Genomic DNA, 20,528 nt, shown 5'->3' on the forward strand with positions numbered 1-20,528 from the left:
ATCCCTCTATTTCAATAGTGAATTTAATAATAGAAAAACAAAGTAAAAAAAGCAAGGTGATAAAAATGGATAAAATAAGTTTGCTTCAAAAAACAATTGATGAAAGTAAAAGAGTTGTCTTTTTTGGAGGTGCGGGAGTTTCTACAGAATCAGGCATTCCTGATTTTAGAAGTGCAAATGGAGTCTACAATTTAAAACTTGATAGGAATTTTTCTCCAGAAGAGCTTGTTTCTCACACAATGTATGAAAAATACCCAGAAGAATTTTATGATTTTTATAAAAAACATCTTGTTTATCCAAATGCAAAACCGAATTTTGCTCATAAATATTTGGCAAGGCTGGAACAAGATGGAAAATTGACGGCTGTTATTACTCAAAATATCGACTGCCTGCATGAAATGGCTGGAAGCAAAAATGTCTTGAAACTGCATGGAACTGTTGACAGCAATACTTGTGTTATTTGCGGTAAAAAATACAATATGGAAGAATTTTTAGAAATCTGTGAAACTGAAAAAATCCCTCATTGTTCAAAATGTGGCGGAATTATAAAACCAGATGTTACTTTGTATGAAGAAGTTCCTGATCCAGATACTTTTAGAAAAGCAATAAACGAAATATCCAAAGCTGATACACTAATTATAGGTGGAACTTCACTTATCGTGTATCCAGCCGCTTCCCTTATACATTATTTTCAAGGAAAAAATCTTGTGTTAATAAATAAATCCAAGACTGAGCAGGACAATTTTACAAATTTAGTTATACACGAAAGCATAGGAGAAGTTTTTAAAAAATTAAAATAATTAGATTAAAATAAAAAAATAAAGAGGTGAAAATGGTAAAAGTATTATTTGTCTGTCTAGGAAATATATGCCGTTCCCCAATGGCAGAAGCAGTCTTTCGCGAAATGGTAAAAAAGGAAAAACTTTCGAACAAAATCATTATTGATTCAGCAGCGACAAGTTCATGGGAACACGGAAATCCAGTTCATCACGGTACTAAAACTAGGCTCGCCAAAGAAGGAATAAGTGTAAAAGGAATGTATTCCAGAATTTTAAATAACGATGATTTGGATGCCGATTATATTATTGGGATGGACGAAAGCAATATAGAAAATATCAAACTTTTTACAAATGGAAAAAATAAAGGCGAAATAAGAATGCTGTTAGAATACGCAGGAGAAAAACGGGAAATAAAAGATCCGTGGTTTACTGGCGATTTTGATACAACTTATGATGATGTAGTAAAAGGTTGTAAAGCGTTGTTAGAATTTATTAAAAAAAATGATTTGAATATTTAAATTTATAAATAAGACTTTTGAGAAAATAATTTTCTTAAAAGTTTTTTTGATTTAATCTAAACAATATTTAAATAACTAATTTATTATAATTTTTTTTAATAGGTTCTAATACTATTCCCCGTTTAAATAACGAATGAGTAAAGAATTAAAACTTTTATATAGTTTCTATTTTATAATGGAATTTAATATTAGTTTTTTTCTTTTTTTGGCAAGATTGCTCATTGTCACAACCCCTTATCTTGTATTAAAGGTTTATCCTGATAATTAAAACAAAAAAATTATAGTTTTGTATCCAAATTTTTTTATCAGATTTTTTTATAATAACAAAAAGAGAGACGTTTTTAAATAACCATCTCTCTTCCCAAATTTTACATTACTATTTAATTTCCCAAGAAATTTCAATCTTTTGGCATGCCTTAATTCTCTCACAATTAAATTAATTAACGTAAAAAATTATATCTAAATTTCAGTTTTTTATAATTTTTCAATAATTTTTTCTTATCATCACTTCTCTTTCAACTATATTTTACTCTCAATTTATCTTAAATACAAGTTTTTTTCAAAATAATAAAAAATTATTGATAATAATATAAAAAGTACACCTTCAATGCCTTTTTCAAACATTTCCAGTGTACTTACCTTTATTCTACAATAAATAACCATTCAGAAGACAATTCATGTTCTCCATTGATTACTTTTTCATATTCTGATTTTAACAATTTATGAAATTTACCTGCTTGTGGTTTTGCATTAAAGTCTAACTGCCCAATAGGACGTTTGTCCAATGATTCTGCATAAGTAATTTTCATTGCTGTTCCTGTTACTAGCAGTTCGTCTGCTGTGAATACCATTGATCTGTCGATTTTTCCACGATTTATTTTATATCCATTGTGTTCCAGTAATTCCAATGCCGATCTTACTGTAATCCCTTCAAGAGCTGCGTTTCCAGTATCAGGGATTATTATTTGCCCTCTGTAAACCAGTATTATATTTGCAACTGACACTTCTACCACATTTCCAGCATCATCAAACATTAATGCATCATCATAACCGTTTCTTTGAGCGTCACTTGTCGCAAGGAACGAGTTAATGTATGAACCTCCTGCTTTCGCTTTCGTAGGAATTGCCGAATCATTATATTTTCTATAAGTCGAACTCATTAAGTTCAGTCCACCTTCTGTACTTACATAATCTGCAAGCGGCAGCATGTAAATTGCTAAATCAAAGTCTAATCCTGCTTTTTTAGGTGACAATCTAGGCTCTTTACAAAATACGAATGGACGCATATAAAAGTCTTCTTTTACATCATTTTTCTTAACTAATTCTGTAACAATATCCTTAAATTCATCCCAAGTTATAAAATATTCAAATCCTAACATTTTTGACGCATTCATTAATCTTATATAGTGATCTTTCAGTCTAAAAATCGCTACTTTCCCATTTCTGTAATATCCTCTGATTCCGCCAAAGCAAGTTGTTCCATATTGTAAACTGTGTGTAGCAATACTAACTGTTGCTTTTTCAAATTCCACTATTTCTTTATCGAAATATGCAAATTTCATAAATTCTGTCTTTGCCATCTAATTTTACCTCCATGTATTTCAGTATTCTAATATTTACTTTTATATTTTAGCACTTTTTTAAAATTATGTAAAATTTATTTTTTATAATTAACTATATATATTATATATATTTAAATGCTAAAATTATAATTTTTTCTTAATTTTATTATATTTTGAATTTGTAAAATTAGACTCCATAAACTTTCATAAGTTCATCCAGCTCTTTTTTCTCTTCCATTTCCTGAACTTTTTTTACAGATAATGCAATTGATTTTCTCTTATCATTAATATCCGTAATTACAGCCTCAACTTTATCTCCAACAGAGAATTTTTCAGAAATATCCTTCAAAACTTCCTCTGCCAATTCCCGTTTTGGTATAATTCCGTTAAATCTGTCTGTCAATTTAACAAGTACAAAGTTTTCTTGGATTTCCACAATCTCAGTATTCACAATATTCCCTTTCTTATATTGCTCTGTAACTTCCTTCCAAGGCGATTTTTCAAGTTGCTTGATACTTCCAGAAAGTTTTTTATCAAGTTTATCAACTACTATTACTTTAAATTCTACTTCATCGCCAACTTTATATTCTTTATGTTCTTTTCTGTCCCATGAAAATTCATTTTTATGAATAAACACTTCGATTCCTTTTTCAAGTTCTACAAAAATTCCGTAATCTTGAACATTCATAACTTTTCCTTTAAACTCATTATCAAAGTCATAAGTTTCCTCAAGAACTTCCCATCTGTCATCAAGCAATGCTTTAGCACTCAAAGTAATTCTATTTTTTTCATCATTAAAGTCAACTATTTTAAATTTGATTACGTCTCCTGCCTTATATTTTGAAGACAAGTTAGTTTCTCTCTTATACGACAAGTCAGATACATGTAAAAGTCCGTCAATATCTTTTTCCAATGAAATTAATAATCCAAAGTCAAATACTTCTGTTATTGGTTTTTCGATAATATCTCCGATGTGGTATTTTTCCTTAACTGTATCCCAAGGGTTTTCTGACAATTGTTTTACACTTAACTTAACATTTTTCTTTTCATCTTCAATTTGAATAATTTCTGCAGAAAATTTGTCTCCTTCCTTATAGTTTTTAAGCTCTTTAGCTCCATTGTGCCAAGCCAACTCTGACACATGTACAAATCCAGAATTTCCATCAACAGTTACAACTAACCCAAAATCAAGCACATCCTTCACAACTGCCTCAACTACATCTCCTACATTATGGCTTGCCGCAAATGTAACCCAAGGGTCTTCTGATAATTGTTTTATGCTTAATTTCAATCTATTTTTTTCAGCATCTTTCTCAATAATTTTAGCACTTATTTCATTACCAATTTCATATTTTTCAGTCAAATTATCCACTTGATCCCAAGAAATTTCAGATATATGAATAAATCCACTAGTTGCTTCCAAGTCCAAAATAATACCAAAATCGAATACTTCCTTAATTTTACCAGTAACTACATCTCCAATATTTACTTTTTCAAAGTATTTTTCTTCTTCAATTTTTATTAAGTCACTTCTTGAAATAGTTATGTTGCTCTTATTTTTTTCTTTTATTAAAAATTTAAATTTTTGTCCTGTATAATCTTTATTTTTGTCAAATCTGGCAAGTGAAAATGGTAGAAATGCTTCATTTTTTCCAATTTTTACAGTGTATCCACCTTTAATTTTCTTAATAATTTCTCCTGTTACAATGTCGTCTACATTAAATGAGGCTAGTTCTTTTGCCTTATCCAATAAAAATTTTGAAACAATGATATTGTCTTCATCTTCTCTTAAAACTTTTACTTCAATTTTATCTCCTATTTCAAAATCTTTAACTTCACTAGCATAAATTCTTCCTTCTTTTTTTGCATTCAAATCAAGAAATCCGAAATCAAGCTCTTTTCTAGTGATTACTCCTTCCACTACATCTCCAGATTTTTTTTCTTCTGGCAAATAATCTTCCAACAATACTTCAAATTCTTTTTCGTTCATTTTGTACTCTAGAACTACTTATATTAGCTAGTTCTTTCTCCCTTCTTTATATTTTGTTTATAAAATTATTTTTCAAAAAATTTATCAATTTCAATTATTTGTCTTAATTCTTCCAATAGTTTACTTTCTTCATCAAGGTTCTCTCCATTTTCTGAAACAGCCCTAAGTTTTAATTGTTCTCCTTTTGCTGCTCCAAGAGTCATCACTCCAAATACATTTTTTCCATCAATAATTTCATTTTCTCCAATTTTTTCTATTTCCAAAGTTACTTTGTATCGTTTTGCAATATTTACAATTTGCCCTGCAGGACGTGCATGAACTCCCTGTTCATTTTTTATTTCCACAACAATTTCCTTCATAACTTTCCTTCCTGATTGTTCAAATGCTTTGTTTTACGATATTTAATATCAAAATTTAAACAATACGAATATAAACCTATGTAAATAGTATCATTTATTGCATTAAAAATCAATATTTATATAAATTTTTTATAAAATCAATATAAACAAAAAAAGAGAGACATAATTAAATGTCCCTCTGAATACTTATAAATTTCTATTTTAATTTAAAAGATTATTGGTTAATAAATCTTACGTTACTAAAGTCAACGTTTTGGAAGAATAATTCGACTCTTCTGTTGTTGTATCTTCCATCAACAGTATCGTTAGTATCAGCTGGATTTTTTTCTCCTTGTCCAGTGATTGTTCCATAAGATATTGAGTTTTTCAATCCATAGTCTCTTAACAATCTAGCAACATTTTGTGCTCTTGCTACTGATAATTTTTGGTTATAAGCATCTGATCCAGTTGAATCTGTATGTCCAACAAAATCAATTGATCCACCATCAGCGAATTGGTTAATTACACCTGCGATAGTTCTCAAGTCAGCAGCTTCGTTTTCATTAGGTACTCTACCGTCAACTTTAAATCCTCTAATTACACATTTTTTATCTTCTACTGAACAGCTAAATGGTAATGTTGCAGTATTATTAACAATTGGTGCTGGTTCTGGAGCTGGTGCAGGTACTGGAGTTGGTACAGGTACTTGCACAGTTTGAGTTATGATTTTAGGTGATCTGTCATTTTTCAATTGTCCAAATCTATATCCTACTCTAACTCCTACTGAATCAGTATAATTTCTTGTTCTATATGCATCTCCTACAGTATTAGTTCCTTTAACTTTAACGTTTGCTCTTTCATAAATAGCTTCTAATGAAACTGGTCCAAATTCAGTTCCTAATCCTGCAGCTACATATAATCCACCTTTAACATCATTATTTACATTTTTAGTTTCTTTAGCAAAATTATATCCTGCTCTTCCTAATACGTATAATGCATCATTTCCATTGTTAGTTGTGATTAAATTAAATTTACCTAAAGCATAAACTGGAACATTTCTCATTAATTTAGCATTATCATCTCTTCTTTTGATTTTACCAGAGTTAGCTGATAATTTGTATTCTGCTCCTAATCCCCACTCAAATTCACCTTGGTTGTCAACGATATATTCTAAACCAAGTGTTGGTCCATTTTTAAATCTATAGTCTTCACTAAATTCACTTGAACCTGCTTTAAATTTTCTGTAGAAATCATATCCACCTTTAACTTGGACTTCAGATGCTACAGCATTTAAAGCTAATAAAGCTGTTCCTAAAATAACTAATTTTTTCATTTCAATTCCTCCTGAATTTCATTTTGTTTTCTCTAACTTTTAAATTAGTACTGTTTTCTCCTAATCCTCTTAATAAATTATACAACATTTTAGGTAAAAAATCAATACTTTAGCTTTTACATTAAAAACATTCTTTAGCTAAAACTTTTTGTTTTACATATATATGATAACATTTTTTTAATAAAAAGTCAATAAAAAAATCATTCAATTCTTTGATTTAAGCTATATGTTTAGCACTTTTTACTATGTAAAACTCTTAGTTTTCTTGACTTACAAGTCATTTTTAAAAATTTATTTTTTTTTGATTTTTTGAGCAAAAATTACTTTAAAATCAAGCTCAAAAAAACTAAATACATCTAAATTTTTAACAAATTGTAAGTTCTTTTCTAAGTCTATTTTACTAAATAAACTATAGATTTTCTATTATTATTTTATTTTTAGTTTTTATATATTTATCATTTTATCAATAGAAATTTCTAATTTTTTCAATAATGCAATACGATTTTCTTTCAATTTTTCGTTATCAACATTAATTATTACATTATCAAAAAATCGATTAATTGTAGAGGCATTATTTAGCAATGTTTCAATATAATTTGAAAAATCTGTATTTTCAATACTTTCCAATTGATTTGCTAAATTATGCAATGTCTTTTCTTCTTCCAGTTCGAATAAAGTACTGTCAATATTTAGATTTTCATTTTTTTCATCTTTTACAATATTTTTTACACGTTTTAAAAGATTTATCAAAATTTCAAAGTTTTCAGTTTGTGATAATTTCAGAAGTTCAGATAATTTTTTATCAAGTTCCACAACATTGCTTTCAAGATTTATCTCATAGTTTATAAGATCTTTTTTATATTTTTCAGAAAGTACGTTAATTATTCTTTGTTTAAAGAACTCGGTCACATCTTTTACAACATCTTTTTCCAGCACTTTTTTATCAGCCGAAAAAATTTCATAAGCCTTTTCAATTAATTCTTTGTAGTCAAAGGATAATTTTGAATTTAATACAACTTGGATAATCCCTTGTGTAGCACGTCTTAATGCATAAGGGTCTTTAGAACTTGTTGGTTTTAATCCAACTGAAAAACATCCAATTACTGTATCCATCTTATCAGCTATTCCAGCGATAGCGCCTTCCACAGTTGTAGGTAGTTCATCTCCTTGATAACGTGGCAAGTAATGCTCAAAAATTCCAAGTGCCACATCTTTATGTTCTCCCTGCTTTTGAGCATAAACTGAACCCATAAACCCTTGTAATTTTGTAAATTCTTTTTCTCCAATTACATTTGAAACAAGATCGGCTTTTGCTAAATCCACAGTTCTTATAATATTTTCCTTCTTGTCATTCAAGTTCAATTCTGAAATCAGATATTCAGCAATTTTCTCACTTCTTTTAACTTTTTCAAAAATTGTTCCCATATCCTTTTGGAAAGTAACTTCCTTTAGTTTTTCCACATTGTCTGCAAATTTATTTTTCAAATCCTCATCAAAGAAGAATTTCGCATCAGCAAGCCTTGGCTCTACAACCTTTTCATTCCCTTTTTTTACAGTTTCAGAATATTCAGGCGCATTTCTTATAACAATAAATTTATTAGATAATTTACCGTCTTTATCTTTTACTGGAAAATATCTTTGGTGAGTTTCCAATGTAATCGTGATAATATCTTCAGGAAGCTGTAAATAATCCTTGCTAAATTCACCTTTTATTGCATAAGGATATTCTACTACATTAACTACTTCATCCAATAAATATTTATTGATTATAGCAGTATCTCCATCCTTTTCACCATTTTCCCTTATGCTTTTCAAAATTTCTTCTCTTCTTTTTTCACCATTTACAATAACAAAATTTTCAAGCAATATTTTTTCATAGTCAAGTGGATTATTAATCTCAATGTCCTGAGAAGCAAAATATCTCATTCCACGAGTTTTATTTCCACCTTTTAGACCTTCAAACTCAAAAGGCAAAATTTCTCCATTGTCAAACAAAGTTACAAACCATTTAATTGGCCTTACAAACCTAAATGTTCTGTCCGCCCATTTCATTGACTTTTCAAACTCTATTTTTTTTATCGCATTTTTCAATATTTCAGGCAAAATTTCCCTAGTATTTTTTCCTGCAATAAATTTTTCAATCGAAATATATTTCCCTTTTTCATTTTCAATAATCTTTATATCATCAACCGTAGCACCTTGCGACTTCACAAACCCTTCTCCAGCCTTCGTAAGCTGCCCATCCTTATATGCAATCTCAATCGAAGGCCCTACGCTTTTTTTATCCAAATCATCCTGTTTTTCAGCCAAATCCTTTATAATCGCAGTAACCCTTCTAGGTGTACTAAACGACTCAATCCCTGAAAACTTGATTCTTTCAGATTTTAATTCATTTTCTATTATTTTTTTTAGATCTTTTTCCGCCTGATCCACATATTGTGCAGGCAATTCTTCCAATCCTATTTCAAAAAGAAAATTCATAATTAATTCTCTCCTTTACAAATTTACATTTTTATTTCTTCTAAATATTTCTAAACAATATTTTCATTTTTAATTTTTTTTACAAATTCTGTTTCAAATTCTTCTTTTGAGTAAGTGTGTACTTTATTGAAAAAATATTTTTCAAATTTTTCTAATCCTAATTTCTCAGTTACAATTTTCATTTTTCCTAGAAATTGTCCTCCAAGTTTTTCATTGTACTTACTATTATACACCAATATATAGTCCATTTCTATTCTTGTATCTTTCAATGTCTTATTAAAAATATCATTAAATATCAAAATGCTATCATAATTTTTTTGCTGTAAATCATACCTTTTAATATTTTTACCATTTTTAAACTCAATAAATACGAATTTATCATTTTTTATAAATAAAACATCGTTTGATTTGATACCTTCACCATTTAATTTCATCATTTTACAATACTTACTTTTCAAATTATCAAAATTAATAACTTCTAATTCAGATTTAACCATGTATTCCTTATTTTCTTTATCCCAAGACGCTTTTTTCATCGTAGTTCTACATTGTTCCAAAATTTCTAAAAAATTTTCTGATATTTTGTTTATCATAGTAATTCTTCCTCGTTCATTAAATTTTCAAAAGGAATTGTTAATTGGTAAAAAATATCCTCCAAATTATTAGTCTTGTCAACTAAAATTGCTTGTTCTCCATCTAATTCACTCATATAATATTTACATTTGTCTGATATTTCATACTTTTTTGAATAAACTTGGATAGCTTTGAGAAAGTAAGGACTATGTGTTGTAAGTAAAATATGCATTCCAAATTCTTTTTGTAACAACACAATTAATTCTGCAAATTTTATTTGCCACTCAGGATGTAAATGAATTTCAGGTTCATCAAGTATGATTGTTCCATTTTCTTCTAAAGTTCCATTTTGTAATAACATTTTTATAATTGCAAAAGTTTTAAGTCCTGTTGATAAATTTTTAGCATTTATTTCTATTTCTCTATCTTTATAATAAACATCTAATTTTTTTATGATTATTTTACCACTTGCAATAGAATTTAATTTTTTATAAATTTTTTCTAATTTTTCATTTACATACATTTTTTTTACTGTATTTTCATTTCTATTGTAATAAAGTTTTGAAACTAGATGTTGTCTGTAATTTTTCTTTTTTTGTTCAAATATATTTTCTATATCATCAATTATAAAAGGATTGTCTATAAATACTGCTTCTGTTAACAAATCAAAATTATCAATATCTCCTTTCAAATTCTCAACAAATTCTCCTGCAACATCTATACCTTCTTCAATATTAAAATTTAAAATTTTATTTCGAATATTTAATTCTATATTTGCAAAACTTCCTTTTCCTATTTTTTTATTTATTATTTCTTCATTAAATTCAACTGATAGTTTTTCGTCTATAATGAAACTTATTATTTGTGTATCAATTATATTTAATATAGTATATATACTGGCAATTAATTCTTCTATTCTTTCATTACCTATAAAATAATTATTTTCTTTAAATTTTTTTGTTATATAGCTTTTTATATTTTCTTCATTTCTATAATAAATACTATAATTTTGAATAATGTCTGTTGCCATATCTAAAGTTTTTTTCTTTACATTATCTGATTTGTCTAAATTTCTAATATAACTATAAATCTGTTCATTTACAAAATCAATTCTTTCTTTTTCAATTTGTTCATAAACCTTATAGAAACTATTAAAAACACTCCACAAAACTTTTCCAACTGTGCTTTTTCCAGTATTATTTTCTCCTGCAATTACTGTTATACCATTAATTTCTACTTCAGCATTTTTCAATTTACCAATATTATTTATTGTTAATTTCAATTATTTCCTTTCCTCTCTTTTTATAAATCATAAAAATTTCCCCCTCTTCTATATTTTTACTTATTCAACAACGGGAATCCTAATCTCTCCCTTGCCTCCACAAATTTCTCTGCACACTTCTTAGCCAAATCCCTGATTCTTAAAATGTAGGACATTCTTTCTGTTGTACTGATTGCACCTCTTGCGTCAAGGTTATTAAATGTGTGTGAACATTTTAGAACGTATTCGTAGGCTGGGAATACTAAGTCGTTGTTTAGGCAATTTTGAGCTTCCTTTTCGTACATATCAAAAAGTTGGAAGTGCATTGGAACGTCTGCCACTTCAAAGCTGTATTTTGATAATTCGTATTCAAACTGGAATCTTCTTTCTCCATATTTTACGCCTTTTGTCCATTCCAAATCTTTTACATCGTCCTTATTTTGCAAATAAAGTGCAATTCTTTCAAGTCCGTAAGTTATTTCTGATGGAACTATGTCAACTTCCAGTCCTCCAACTTGCTGGAAGTATGTAAACTGTGTAATTTCCATTCCATCCAGCCAAACTTCCCATCCTAATCCCCACGCTCCAAGTGTAGGACTTTCCCAGTTGTCTTCCACAAATCTTATGTCGTGTTCTTTAGGATTAATTCCTAATGCCACTAAACTTTCTAAATAAAGTTCCTGAATATTTTCTGGCGATGGTTTCATAATTACCTGAAACTGATGATGCTGGTACACTCTGTTGGGATTTTCACCATATCTTCCATCTTTTGGACGACGTGATGGCTCAACATAGGCAACATTCCAAGGCTCAGGACCTAACGACATTAAAAAAGTGTCTGGATTAAACGTTCCCGCACCTGTTTCAATATCATACGGATTTGATATTATACACCCTTTATCTCCCCAGAACTTTTGAAGAGTTAATATAATTTCCTGAAAAGTCATTTATCTCTATCCTTTCTCTATTTTTTATATTTTTCTATCTAAAATATCTTTAATAAATTAAATCTATAAATAACATAACAACTTTATATTTATCAAATTTATTAAATATTTTTCTTTTTCATATTTAATTAAATTATCTTGTGTAACTAAACTAAAACTGTCGTGATTTTTTTTGAATGAAATTGACTGTCCGAGCTTTTTAAAAATTTTTAAATCATAATCAATTTAAGAGTTGATAATAATTTTTATTAAAAAGCGAGTTTCAATTTCATTTCAAAAAAATGCTTAGACAAGCCGGGTTTGCAAAAGGGATGGCGACTGTTCCCCTTTGCTTTATAAAAAAGAAAAAACATATAAATTACATAAAAAAGTATTGTTAATCAATAAAGTTTAATTTAGATATTCGTAACTACTTTTTACTATTTTTCAAATATTTTCTCGCTAAATAATCAATTACAATAATATAAATACCAATATGCACATACATATCTGCTACATTGAATACGAAAGCCCAGATGCCTCGAAAATCTATCATGTCAATTACGTATCCACGAAGAATTCTGTCAATCATATTTCCCATAGCTCCAGCGGCAATTACTGCTACTCCTATTTTTGTCCATTTGCTATAGTTTTTAAAGTTTTTGTACTCTACAGCGATCACGTATATAATCAGAACTGCACTTGCTATTGTAAATAAATTGATTTTTCCTTGCAATAGACCGAAAACTCCGCCGTGATTTTCAACATAAGTCAAGTGAAAGAATTTATCTATTATTGGTATAGAAAAACCTTGTACTCCACCTGACACATTCAACATTAACTGCTTTGTAATCTGATCTAATCCAGCTAAAACCAAAATAATAATTATATAAGGCATTCTTTTCTCCTCACATTTTTTATTAACACATATTTGTAAAAAACGAACTAAATAAGTTATTTTTATTTAGCTGTATTTAGTCCTATTTTACAAAATAAATTTTATGTTACATTTTTTCCAGAACGCTTGCACATCTTGGGCATACATCTGGATGATTGTGATTATGTCCAACTTCTTCGTCGTATTTCCAGCATCTTTCACATTTTTCTCCAGAGGCTTTTTCTACAGCGATGTTAATTCCTTCGATTTCGCTTTCTGCTAAATTATCATTTACAAATTTAACTTGAGATACGATAAACAAGTCAGAAACTTCATTTTCTGTATAATCTTTTATAAATGAATATTCATCATTGGCAATATTTAAAATAACTCTCGCATCAAGAGAATGTCCTATTAATCCAGTTTGTCTTTCTGCTTCCAGCTTTTTGTTTACTTCTCTTCTTAGACGTGCGATTTTATCCCATTTTTCTGCCAATTCTTCGTTTAAGTATTCAGGATTTGCTTCAATCCATTTAGATAAATGTACACTTTCTTCTTCTTTTAATGCTTCTGGAATTCTTTCCCAAATTTCATCAGCTGTGAATGATAATACTGGGGAAATTATTCTTACCAACACTTTCAGAACTTCTGTCAATACAGTCTGTGTGCTTCTTCTTTCAATTGAAGTTGTTCCTTCGCAGTAAAGTCTATCTTTTACTATGTCCAGATAGAATGAAGACATTTCCATTGAGCAGAAATATGTAATTTCCTGGAATAGACTGTAAAATTCGTATTTATCATAAAATTCTGTTGTTTTAGCCTTCAATTCTTCCAGTTTGTGCATTGCCCACTTGTCAATTTCAAACATATCATTGTAGTCAACTTTATCATTTGCATAATCAAAATCATTTAAGTTACCCATCAAAAATCTGGCTGTATTTCTGATTCTTCTATAAGCGTCAGACATTTGCTGTAAAATATTTTCTGAAATTCTAACATCTTCTCTGTAATCTACTGAAGATACCCACAGTCTTAAAATATCTGCTCCATATTTTTCTGTAATATCTTTTGGAAGTATTGTGTTTCCTAAAGATTTAGACATTTTTCTTCCTTGCCCATCCATTGTGAATCCGTGAGTTAGGATTCTCTTATAAGGTGCATCTTTTGTACTTGCAATTGATGTCAACAATGAAGATTGGAACCAACCTCTATGCTGGTCACTTCCTTCAAGGTACAAGTCTGCTGGTCTTGGCAAGTTTCTTGGCACTAGCACACTTCTATGTGAAACTCCTGAGTCAAACCAGACATCCATTATACTTCTTTCTTTTCTAATATCCACATCTTTCAAGTTATATTTTTCTAAAAGTTCATCCCCAATAATTTCTTTGGCTTCATATTTCCACCAAATGTCAGTTCCTTCGTTTTTTACCATTTCAATTACTCTGTCCATAATTTCCGGCTCATAAATAACTTCATCAGTCGCTCTATTGTAGAACAATGGTATTGGTACTCCCCATACTCTTTGTCTTGAAATAGTCCAGTCTGGACGAGTTTCTAACATTGAACCAATTCTATTTTTACCCCAAGATGGTACAAATTCCACATCGTCTAGTGCTTTTATCGCATTTTCCCTAATATCGCTTTCATCAACACTAATGAACCATTGCTCAGTCGCTCTGAAAATTACAGGTTTTTTACTTCTCCAGTCATGCGGATACGAGTGAACAAATTTACTGTGATGCAGTAAATGTCCACTTTCTGTCAAGTCCTGCACAATTACATTGCTTGCTTTTGCATAAAACATTCCTTCGTATTTTCCAGCTTCCTTTGTCATATGCCCTCTGTCATCAACTGGCGACAATACTCCAAGTTCGTATTTTCGTGAATAATTGTAATCGTCCGCCCCATGTCCAGGTGCCGAGTGTACTGCTCCAGTCCCTGCATCAGCCGTAACATAATCTCCAAGCATTACTAACCCTTCTCTATCCAAGAACGGATGTCTATAATGAGTTTTCTCAAGTTCAGTTCCTTTAAATTCCTTCAATAATTCATAAGAAATTCCAAGTGTGTTAAATACAGTTTCAGCTAGTTCTTTTGCTAAAACTAAATTCCCTTTTTCTGTTTTGTATAATCCGTAGTCAAATTCAGGATGTAAAAATACTCCCAAGTTTGCAGGCAATGTCCAAGGCGTTGTTGTCCAAATAAGAATACTTGCCTCTTCCACTCCTAATTTATCCAATAAATCCTGTGTCCCTTCAAATTTTACATAAATTGAATGAGATTCTACATCCTTGTACTCAATTTCCGCTTCAGCCAAAGCTGTTTCAGTAGTAGGCGACCAGTAAACTGGTTTTAGCCCTTTATAAACATAACCATTTTCGTAAATTTCCTTAAATACTTTTAACTGTTCCGCTTCATATTCAGGCATTAAAGTAATATAAGGATTATCCCAGTTTCCTAAAATTCCAAGCCTTTTAAATCCTTCTTTTTGTTTTTCTACCCATTTTAAAGCATATTTTTTACATTCCTGCCTAATTTGCAGTGGAGTCATATTTTTTGCCTTTTCTCCAAGTTCTTCCATTATTTTCCATTCGATAGGAAGACCATGTGTATCCCATCCTGGAATATATGGTGCGTTATATCCTCTAAGCCTTTTATATTTTAAGATAATATCCTTTAATATTTTATTTAACGCATGCCCAATGTGAATATCTCCATTTGCATACGGAGGACCATCGTGCAGCACAAAAAATGGTGCCCCTTCATTCAATGATTTTTCATAAATTTCAGCTTTTTTCCAGTCCCTTAATGTTAAAGGTTCTTTTTGAGCCAGATTAGCTTTCATTTTAAAGCTCGTCTTTGGTAAATTCAGCGTTTTTGCATAATCAACTTTTTCTTCCATGTTATTGTTTTCTGACATTTCTCCTCCTATATTTTAAAGTATACTCGAACTTTTTAATATCTAACCTAAAATACTAAATATTACTAAGATTTTAATAAAATATACATAGTTTTTAAGGTTGATTTCAAAATAATTTTGCTATGCTCAAGTATATATTTAAAAATCGAAACAAGGAATGATAGACTTATTCATTTCACCTGTTCCGAAATTTTATATTTTCAATTCTAAATTTTAATTCAAATTTTTTATATTTTTATTTAATGTATCATTCCACTTCCAACAAAAGTTAAAACCCCTAAAATTATCGCATACACTACAGAATATTTAATAGTGAATTTCAACATATCTCCTTCTTTTCCAACTAATCCAACTGTCGAAGCTGCAATCGCTATATTTTGAGGTGAAATCATCTTACCACCTGTAGCTCCCGCAGTATTTGCAGCGATAAATAATTCTTTTAATACATCACTACCTGGTTTTAGTCCATTAGCAACACTTGCCTGCAAATCTCCGAATAACAAGTTAGACGACAAATCACTTCCTGTAACAAATGTTCCAATTGTTCCTAAGAATGGCGAGATTAAAGGAAATCCTTTACCAGTAAGGCTTACGAATCCATCTGCAATGCTTTGAATCATTCCACTATGCTTCATAACTACTGATAAAGCAACAATTCCCATAATTACCACAAGTGATGGTATTTTATGAACTGTTGTGTGCCATAGAACTTCTCCCATATCTTTAATTTTAGCTCTTTGGATAAATCCTGCGATAACTGTTGCTACAAATAATGGTGCAGCTGGTGCTAAAATCCATTTGAATGTTACTGACGGGTCTGCTCCATTTTCGTTGAACCATTTAGCCTGATTTCCTAAAGCAAAGTTAAATTTAGTTGTTGTAGGTTCTAGTAAAGAATGAATGTGTTCCACAACTGGACTTGTTCCGATTATTAATATTATCATTAATATGTATGGTAACCATGCCAAAAATGCTTCCTTACCTGTAACTGGCTCTTTTTCAAATCCTTCTTCTTCCTTAATAAAGAATTTAATTGCAAGAATCATTAAAACCATTGCAAGCAAACTTGATAAGATTGTTGTTAATTCAGCTCCCATTGTCCCAGCTATAATCGGTTGAATCAAATATCCCAAAACTGAAGCTATGATTACTGCCAAAATTCCTTTTCCAAAAGCTGGATTTTTCCCTTCTTCTATTTCCTTGTTAGCCATTTGAACAATGATAAATGGTATAATACATGTTAATAGTAACAGTAACAATGATGTGAACAATGCTGTCTGAGTAGGATTTAGACCTAATTTTGAAACCATTGTTGTAACTGGCAGTCCAACTGTACCAAATGCTGTCGGTGTAGAGTTAGCAATCAGACAAATTAATGCCGCATTTAATGGATTAAATCCAAGTGAAACCATTATTGCTGCTGGAATTGCAACTGCTGTTCCATATCCTGCAATACCTTCTATAAATCCACCAAATCCCCAAGCAAGTATTAATGCCTGTGCTCTTTTATCTGATGAAATGTTTCCTAACATTTTCTTAACTGTTTCAATCTTTCCAGTTTTCACAGATAAATCATAAGCAAATAACGCAGCTATTACTACAAATCCAATTGGCATCCACGCCACCGAAAATCCTTCAAATATTGAAGCAATAATTCCCGGTATTGGCATATTCCATTTCTTTACAACAAATGTTAAAATAATAGCCACCGCTAAACTTGTATAAGCACTAAACATAGCCGATTTTTTCAATACAGCCAACAATACCAAAAATAAAATTATTGGTATCAATCCCACAAAAAATGGTATTAAACCTGCTAAAAATTCCATTTCTTCCTAACCTTCTTTCTATAATTTTCTTAAAACAATTAACATCTTATACTATATCTTATCAAATTTTTTAAAAAAGTACAAATTTTTTTCTAAACAAGCTATTTTTATACAGCCCTTTATATTTTACAGTCCTTTTCTCGTAAGTCCCACTCTTCCTCTTTCCTTATCCAACGACAATATCTTAACTTTTATAATTTGTCCCACAGAAAGTTCCTTTGTAGCGTCTGAAACAAATTTTTCTGCTATTTCAGAAATATGAATCAATGCATCATTTTTTAACCCTATGTCAACAAATGCTCCAAATTTTGCTACATTTCTTACAGTTCCTTCCAGAACCATCCCTTCTGTCAAGTCATCCATGTTTAAAACATCTGAACGTAAAAGCGGTTTTTCAAATTCATCACGGGGATCACGTCTATCCTTTAACAGCGCTTCATATACATCCTTCGCAGTTTCCCTTCCAAAATCATTTTCTTTAATAATTTTTTCCAAATCTATTTTCTGCAATTTTTGTCTTACAACATCCAAATCTTCTTTTAAATCCTCAACTTTACAACCAGCTTCCTTCAAGATAATTTCTGCGATGTGATATGATTCTGGATGGATAATCGTATTATCAAGCGGATTTTTACTATCAGGCACAACCACAAATCCTGCCATCTGCTCAAATGCCTTATCTCCCAGCCCTTTTACTTTTTTAAGCTGTTTTCTGTCCTTAAAATCACCATTTTCGTGCCTATAATCCACAAGATTTTTTGCCACATTCTTCTTAATTCCAGAAACAAAACTTAGTAATGCCCACGAAGCTGTATTAATATTGACTCCTACGTTATTTACTACATGCTCAATTGTCTGTTCCAAAGTTTCATTTAACTTTTTCTGATTTACATCATGCTGATACATTCCCACTCCAATTGATTTTGGATCAATTTTTACAAGTTCTGCCATTGGATCCTGAATTCTTCTTGCAATAGAAATGGCTCCTCTTGCCGTAACATCCAAATCAGGAAACTCCTCAATAGCAATTTTGGAAGCAGAATAAATTGAAGCCCCAGCCTCATTTGCAATCAGATATGAAACTTTTTTCTTAGAATCCTTTATTACATCGGCAACAAAAGCCTCCGTTTCCCTCGAAGCTGTTCCATTTCCAATTGCGATAATATCCACATCATATTTTGCTATATAGTCCAATATTTTTTTCTTTGCAGCAGCAAGCTGTCTTTCGTTATGTACTCCATCTACAAGAAAAAGTACGTCATTTGTTTCGTAAAATCCATATTTATTAATAATTACCATCTTGCAGCCTGTTCTATATCCTGGATCCAATCCCATAAGTGTTTTTTTCGATAAAGGCGGTTGTAACAATAGTTTTTCCAGATTTTCAGAAAAAATGTTGATTGCTTCTTCTTCCGCTTTTTCTGTATAAATATTTCTCACTTCATTCTTTATGGATGGATAAGCCAGTCTGTCCAGCGAATCTTTTATAACTTCCTTAAAAAATTCTGTTAAATTTTTATTTTCAAAAGTATTCAGAATAAAGTTTGTTATAACTTCTTCTGTTTTTTCATCAATATCAATGTCAACTTTCAGTATTTTTTCCTTTTCTCCACGATTTAACGCAAGAATCCTATTTGAAGCACTTCTCCCAATTTGCTCCGAATATTCATAATAATCCTGATAAACACCTTTTTCATCATTTTCTTTATTTTTCTCAATAACTTTAGAAGTCAAAATACCAAATTTTGCAATTCTATCCCTTAAAAATTCTCTGATTTTAATATTTTCCGAAATATCCTGAGCAATTATCAAATGCACTCCTTCAATTGCAGCCTTAACATCCGCCACTTCTTCCGTAACATATTTCTCAGCTTCTTTCTCCAGTTGCTCCATTGTAGTCCCTTTGGCTAATGCAAACTCTGAAAGAGGCTCCAACCCTTGATCTTTTGCAATATCCGCTTTTGTTTTTTTCTTTTTCTTATAAGGTAGGTACAGATCTTCCACTTCCTGCAGTTTCATGGCATTTACAATACTTTTATGCAATTCCTCAGTTAGTTTTCCTTGCTCCTCAATCAACCTTATAACTTCCTCTTTCCTCTTTTCCAGATTCCTGTAATACGTAATTTTCTCAATTACATCCCGAATCTGCTCCTCATCCAGATTCCCCGTAACTTCCTTCCGATACCTAGCAATAAACGGTACAGTCGCCCCTTCATCAAAAAGTTTTATCGTATTTTCCACTTGCGGCACTTTAAAGTTCAGTTCTTTTGCCACACTAGCTACAATATCCAATGTCTTTCCTCCATTTACAGTTTGATTTTTTTATTTGAATTTATCAAAATCTATTTTAGCATAATTTATAAAAAATAACCAGTTGAATAATTTTATTCAATCTATTTTCTAAAAAAATTTCAAAAAAATCGCAAAAAAAAAACAGTATTGACTTACTGTAAATTCTATTATATAATTTTATTAATCAAGAAGTAGAATAAAAAATTTGCTATTTTGAAAACAAATAAAAAGGAGAATTTGTCATGAAGAAAAATTTAAAAAAATTATGTTTGTTGATAGCAGTATTAACAATGGGAGCAGTAACTTATGCAAATGAAAGTATTATTGCTGAAAATAATACACAAAGCATTCAGCAAGACGAAGAATTTCCAGGTGGATTAGCAAAAGGAATAGATCAAAAATTTACTACAGATGGAAAGTTGCATGCAGAAAAATTTTTGAATAAATTATTTAATTATACAGATACATCAGACAATTTCAAAATTCAAAAAGATAGTAAAGGATACTTTGTAACACAGTACATTGATGAATCAGAAGAAAAAGATGGTTCTGGACCAACAAAAGAGGAAAAGCTTAGGCTAAAATTAGTAAAAAATGTTTTTCTTACAGAAGTAGATGGTGATGGTTTAACTTATGCTTATGATACAAAACTTAAAAAGGTCGTGCTTATAAATCCAGCCAACAACTATAGAATAATGTTCATAGTTGATTAAAAATCTGATTTTGAGATTTTATTCAGAACTTTATAACTTATATTTATTAAAAATAGTGAGAAAATTGACCTTTTCGCAAATTTATTTGTCTATTGCGGTTAGTTTTCTCTTTTTTTATTCCTTTGATTATCTATAA

At 30.1% G+C, this 20,528-nt stretch carries 15 protein-coding genes; 3 read left to right on the top strand and 12 right to left on the bottom strand.

What is annotated here, in order from left to right:
• The first annotated feature begins 65 nt into the window (after window positions 1-65).
• Window positions 66-800, top strand: coding sequence for an NAD-dependent protein deacylase (locus QU666_RS10820; protein WP_036071875.1), 735 nt, complete (start codon window positions 66-68; stop codon window positions 798-800).
• 32 nt (window positions 801-832) lie between these two features.
• Window positions 833-1,297 (top strand): low molecular weight protein-tyrosine-phosphatase, encoded by a 465-nt coding sequence (locus QU666_RS10825; RefSeq protein ID WP_021770129.1) that lies wholly within the window; start codon window positions 833-835, stop codon window positions 1,295-1,297.
• Window positions 1,298-1,938: 641 nt separating this feature from the next.
• Here the strand turns inward: QU666_RS10825 and QU666_RS10830 are convergent.
• From QU666_RS10830 to QU666_RS10885, 12 genes are all read right to left on the bottom strand, one after another.
• Entirely contained in the window at window positions 1,939-2,877 is a 939-nt protein-coding gene (locus QU666_RS10830) for a branched-chain amino acid transaminase (RefSeq protein WP_021769406.1), read from the bottom strand.
• A 169-nt stretch (window positions 2,878-3,046) separates the two neighbouring features.
• The gene (locus QU666_RS10835; RefSeq protein ID WP_021769407.1) at window positions 3,047-4,849 is read right to left on the bottom strand and encodes a S1 RNA-binding domain-containing protein; all 1,803 of its coding nucleotides are present in this window, start codon (window positions 4,847-4,849) and stop codon (window positions 3,047-3,049) included.
• Between the two features lie 65 nt (window positions 4,850-4,914).
• Window positions 4,915-5,208: an HPr family phosphocarrier protein gene (locus QU666_RS10840; protein ID WP_021769408.1), complete on the bottom strand. Its 294-nt coding sequence runs from the start codon at window positions 5,206-5,208 to the stop codon at window positions 4,915-4,917.
• 214 nt (window positions 5,209-5,422) lie between these two features.
• Window positions 5,423-6,520 (bottom strand): OmpA family protein, encoded by a 1,098-nt coding sequence (locus QU666_RS10845; RefSeq protein ID WP_021769409.1) that lies wholly within the window; start codon window positions 6,518-6,520, stop codon window positions 5,423-5,425.
• A gap of 444 nt (window positions 6,521-6,964) precedes the next feature.
• Window positions 6,965-9,001 (bottom strand): glycine--tRNA ligase subunit beta, encoded by a 2,037-nt coding sequence (glyS, locus tag QU666_RS10850; protein WP_021769410.1) that lies wholly within the window; start codon window positions 8,999-9,001, stop codon window positions 6,965-6,967.
• Window positions 9,002-9,051: 50 nt separating this feature from the next.
• A complete protein-coding gene (locus tag QU666_RS10855; RefSeq protein WP_021769411.1) occupies window positions 9,052-9,594 on the bottom strand; it encodes a hypothetical protein in 543 nt (180 codons plus the stop codon).
• Window positions 9,591-10,856: an ATP-binding protein gene (locus tag QU666_RS10860; RefSeq protein WP_021769412.1), complete on the bottom strand. Its 1,266-nt coding sequence runs from the start codon at window positions 10,854-10,856 to the stop codon at window positions 9,591-9,593. The genes QU666_RS10855 and QU666_RS10860 overlap by 4 nt, the downstream gene beginning before the upstream one ends.
• 56 nt (window positions 10,857-10,912) lie before the next feature.
• On the bottom strand, window positions 10,913-11,782 hold the full coding sequence (gene glyQ / locus QU666_RS10865; RefSeq protein ID WP_021769413.1) for a glycine--tRNA ligase subunit alpha: 870 nt from the start codon (window positions 11,780-11,782) through the stop codon (window positions 10,913-10,915).
• Between the two features lie 409 nt (window positions 11,783-12,191).
• Complete coding sequence (lspA, locus tag QU666_RS10870) at window positions 12,192-12,659, bottom strand: signal peptidase II (RefSeq protein ID WP_021768056.1); 468 nt, start codon at window positions 12,657-12,659, stop codon at window positions 12,192-12,194.
• Between the two features lie 106 nt (window positions 12,660-12,765).
• Entirely contained in the window at window positions 12,766-15,558 is a 2,793-nt protein-coding gene (ileS, locus tag QU666_RS10875; RefSeq protein ID WP_021768057.1) for an isoleucine--tRNA ligase, read from the bottom strand.
• A 239-nt stretch (window positions 15,559-15,797) separates the two neighbouring features.
• Entirely contained in the window at window positions 15,798-17,387 is a 1,590-nt protein-coding gene (locus QU666_RS10880; RefSeq protein ID WP_021768058.1) for an L-lactate permease, read from the bottom strand.
• Between the two features lie 126 nt (window positions 17,388-17,513).
• Window positions 17,514-19,679: a Tex family protein gene (locus QU666_RS10885; protein ID WP_021768059.1), complete on the bottom strand. Its 2,166-nt coding sequence runs from the start codon at window positions 19,677-19,679 to the stop codon at window positions 17,514-17,516.
• A 242-nt stretch (window positions 19,680-19,921) separates the two neighbouring features.
• On the opposite strand from QU666_RS10885, the gene QU666_RS10890 reads away from it, so the two are divergent.
• Window positions 19,922-20,392: a hypothetical protein gene (locus QU666_RS10890; RefSeq protein ID WP_021768060.1), complete on the top strand. Its 471-nt coding sequence runs from the start codon at window positions 19,922-19,924 to the stop codon at window positions 20,390-20,392.
• Window positions 20,393-20,528: the final 136 nt, after the last annotated feature.

The sequence above is a fragment of the Leptotrichia sp. HMT-225 genome, from assembly GCF_030644325.1.
GTDB lineage: Bacteria > Fusobacteriota > Fusobacteriia > Fusobacteriales > Leptotrichiaceae > Leptotrichia > Leptotrichia massiliensis.